The organism is Sphingomonas bacterium (assembly GCF_028289855.1).
Lineage (GTDB): Bacteria > Pseudomonadota > Alphaproteobacteria > Sphingomonadales > Sphingomonadaceae > Sphingomonas.
In genome coordinates this window covers 1-3,272 of sequence record NZ_JAQGKZ010000014.1, presented here as the reverse complement: position 1 = coordinate 3,272, position 3,272 = coordinate 1, and the positions used below count along the sequence as shown (strand labels likewise).

The 3,272-nt window shown below is 66.0% G+C and carries 3 protein-coding genes; all 3 read left to right on the top strand.

All coding sequences use genetic code 11. The annotated features are described in order from the left end of the window. Positions 1 to 426 precede the first annotated feature (426 nt). Positions 427 to 1,074: a DUF1287 domain-containing protein gene (locus JWM94_RS00925; RefSeq protein ID WP_299419910.1), complete on the top strand. Its 648-nt coding sequence runs from the start codon at positions 427 to 429 to the stop codon at positions 1,072 to 1,074. A gap of 74 nt (positions 1,075 to 1,148) precedes the next feature. After that, complete coding sequence (gene purB, locus JWM94_RS00920; RefSeq protein ID WP_299419907.1) at positions 1,149 to 2,465, top strand: adenylosuccinate lyase; 1,317 nt, start codon at positions 1,149 to 1,151, stop codon at positions 2,463 to 2,465. Positions 2,466 to 2,606: 141 nt separating this feature from the next. Beyond that, positions 2,607 to 3,272, top strand: a 666-nt coding sequence (locus tag JWM94_RS00915) for a DUF1800 family protein (protein ID WP_299419904.1), incomplete at its 3' end; no start/stop codon positions are given.

Sequence of the window (3,272 nt, the reverse complement as noted above, 5' to 3'; positions counted from 1 at the left end):
GGCGGTGCGGCGGGATCGGTCGGCTGCGGCGTGATCGGTGCGGGCGGCGTCGCGGTCGTGGGCGCCGTCGTAGTCGGCGTGGCAGGCTTCGCCTGATCGCCGGTCGGCGCGGTCTGCGCCAGTGCGGGGGCGGCAATCAGCATGGCGCCGGTCATCAACACGTGTTTCAACACGATCATTCTCCTTTTTCGATCGTTCGGGTTCTGCGACGCGCTCGTTCAGCACGTCGCTCGCATGGGTCGATAATAGAACCGCCGGCGGTCGATATGGGTCCGTATCTGCCGCGTCCGAACCATCGCTTCGTCCCTGTCAGGCCGCGGTCCGCCGCAGAGTCGAGCCATTCGTGCGACGAACCGACTCATGCTTTTCGGGAACCGTGGCCATGCGGCCACACCAGCGCGCTGGACCTGCTTATGTCGCAGGCGCATGATCGACCGGATGTCGCGGAGAGAATTCTCGATGCTCGATCGCCGGTCGCTTTTGCTCGGCATGGGAGTCTCGCTGGCCGGATGCCGGGCGGTGTCGGCACCCGCGATCCAGCCGCTCGCCGCCACCCTGCGAGCGGCCAGGCTGATCGCCGCGGCGCGAACCCAGGTCGGCCAGACCGTGCGCTACGATTCCGCCTATACCACTCTGCCCTTCCCCAACGGCGACGTGCCACGCGGCAAGGGGGTGTGCACCGACGTGGTGATCCGCGCGTATCGCGATGCCTTCGCGCTCGACCTTCAGGCGCTGGTCAACGCCGACATGCGCGCGGCATTCGACGATTATCCGCGGAGATGGGGCCTGAGCGCGCCGGACCGCAACATCGACCATCGCCGCGTGCCCAATCTGCGCACGTGGTTCGCGCGGCATCATCTGGCGCTGGCCATCCCGCGCGACGGCTGGGGCTGGCAACCGGGCGACATCTTCACCTCGGCGGTGGCCGGCACAGGCACGCATATCGGCATCGTGTCCGACCGGCGCGGGGCGCGTTCACCGCTGATCGTTCACAATATCGGATCGGGTGCGCGCGAAGAGGATGCCTTGCTCGATTGGCCGATCACCGGACGCTATCGCTGGTCACTATCATGACGTCGCATTGAAGCCGGGCGGTGCGCTTGCTATCGGCGGCGCTCCCTCGAAAGCCTCGCGCCGAAAGACACACTATGGTCCCGCGCTATTCCCGCCCCGACATGACCGCGATCTGGACGCCCGAAGCGCGCTTCCGGATCTGGTTCGAAATCGAGGCGCACGCGACCGATGCGCTGGCCGAGCTGGGCGTGGTGCCGAAGCAGGCGGCCGCCGCACTGTGGGCGTGGTGGCATACCGATCCCGTCATCGATGTAGCGGCGATCAATGCGATCGAGGCCGTCACCAAGCACGATGTCATCGCCTTCCTGACCTGGGTCGCCGAGCAAGTCGGAGACGACGCCCGGTTCATGCATCAGGGCATGACCTCGAGCGACGTGCTCGACACGTGCCTGGCGGTGCAGCTGCGCGACGCCGCCGACCTGCTGATCGCCGACATCGACGCGCTGCTCGCGGTGCTCAAACGGCGCGCGGTCGAGCATAAGCTGACACCGACGATCGGCCGCAGCCACGGCATCCATGCCGAACCCGTGACGTTCGGATTGAAACTTGCGCAAGCTTATGCCGAGTTCGACCGCAACCGCGCGCGGCTGGTGGCGGCACGCGCGGATATCGCCACTTGCGCAATCTCGGGCGCGGTCGGCACCTTCGCCAATATCGATCCGCGCGTCGAGGCGCATGTCGCCGCACGGCTCGGGCTGAGCGTCGAGCCCGTCTCGACCCAGGTCATCCCGCGCGACCGGCATGCGATGTTCTTCGCTACACTGGGCGTGATCGCCGGGTCGATCGAGCGCCTCGCGACCGAAATCCGCCATCTCCAGCGCACCGAAGTGCTCGAGGCCGAGGAATATTTCGCGCCGGGGCAAAAGGGCTCGTCGGCGATGCCGCACAAGCGCAACCCGGTGCTGACCGAAAACCTCACCGGCCTCGCCCGCATGGTGCGCGGCTACGTCACCCCGGCGCTGGAGAATGTCGCCTTGTGGCACGAGCGCGACATCAGCCAGTCCTCGGTCGAGCGCTATATCGGCCCCGACGCGACGATCACGCTCGACTTCGCGCTCGCGCGGCTGACCGGGGTGATCGACAAATTGCTGATCTACCCCGAGCGGATGGCGAAGAACCTCAACAAGATGGGCGGCCTCGTCCATTCGCAGCGCGTCTTGCTGGCGTTGACCCAGGCCGGGGTCAGCCGCGAGGACGCGTACAAGCTCGTCCAGCGCAACGCGATGAAGGTATGGGAATCGGACGGCGAGTTGTCGCTGCTCGACTTGCTCAAGGCCGACCCAGAGGTCGCCGCCGCGCTGTCGCCCACCGAGATCGAGGACAAGTTCGACCTCGACTATCATTTCAAGCACGTCGATACCGTCTTCGCGCGCGTGTTCGGGCAATCGTAGTTACTTGAATCTCCACTATTTTCGTTGCGATTCCGCTGCGCCCAAGCGGGCAGTTTCCGCGATAGGGCCATATCGGGACGGACTGGTGAAGGGTTTGCCGTTGCCGTACGTATAGGGCTCGACACGCGGGGGAGCGGGCCGGTGGACACTTTACTTTTCGACGAACGCGACGGGGCGCTCGATCACGACATTCAGGACGACGCGGCTCCGATTGCCGACCGGCTGCCGACGGTAATGGTGCTCGGCTCCGCGCTGGCGCTAGCCGCGTGCGGCGAGGGCGGCAGCGGTGGCGGGACGTCGGTCACGCCCACGCCGCCGCCAGTCGTGGTCATCCCGCCGAGCGATGCGCAGGCCAGCCGCTTCCTGGGCCAGGCGACAATGGGTGCAACGCGCGCAACGATAGACGCGACGATTGCCCGCGGATTCGACGGCTGGCTGACCGATCAGTTCGCGATGACCCGCGCGACCTCGCACTTCGACTGGCTGGTCGCCAACGGCTATAACGCCGCCGCCAACATCAATGGCCAGGCCGGGTTCGACACGACGATGTGGCGCCAGCTGATCGTCGAGCCCGACCAGTTGCGTCAGCGCGTCGGCATGGCGTTGCTCGACATGCTGGTGGTCGGAATCAACGGCGTGAACACCAGCTGGCAGGCATTCGCGACCGCCGCCTATGTCGACGTTCTGCTCGACAATGCATTCGGCAATTTCCGTACGCTGATGGACGGCATTACAACCAACCCGGCGATGGGATCGTTCCTGACCTTCCTCGGCAACCGCAAGGCTAATGCATCGACCGGCGCCGAG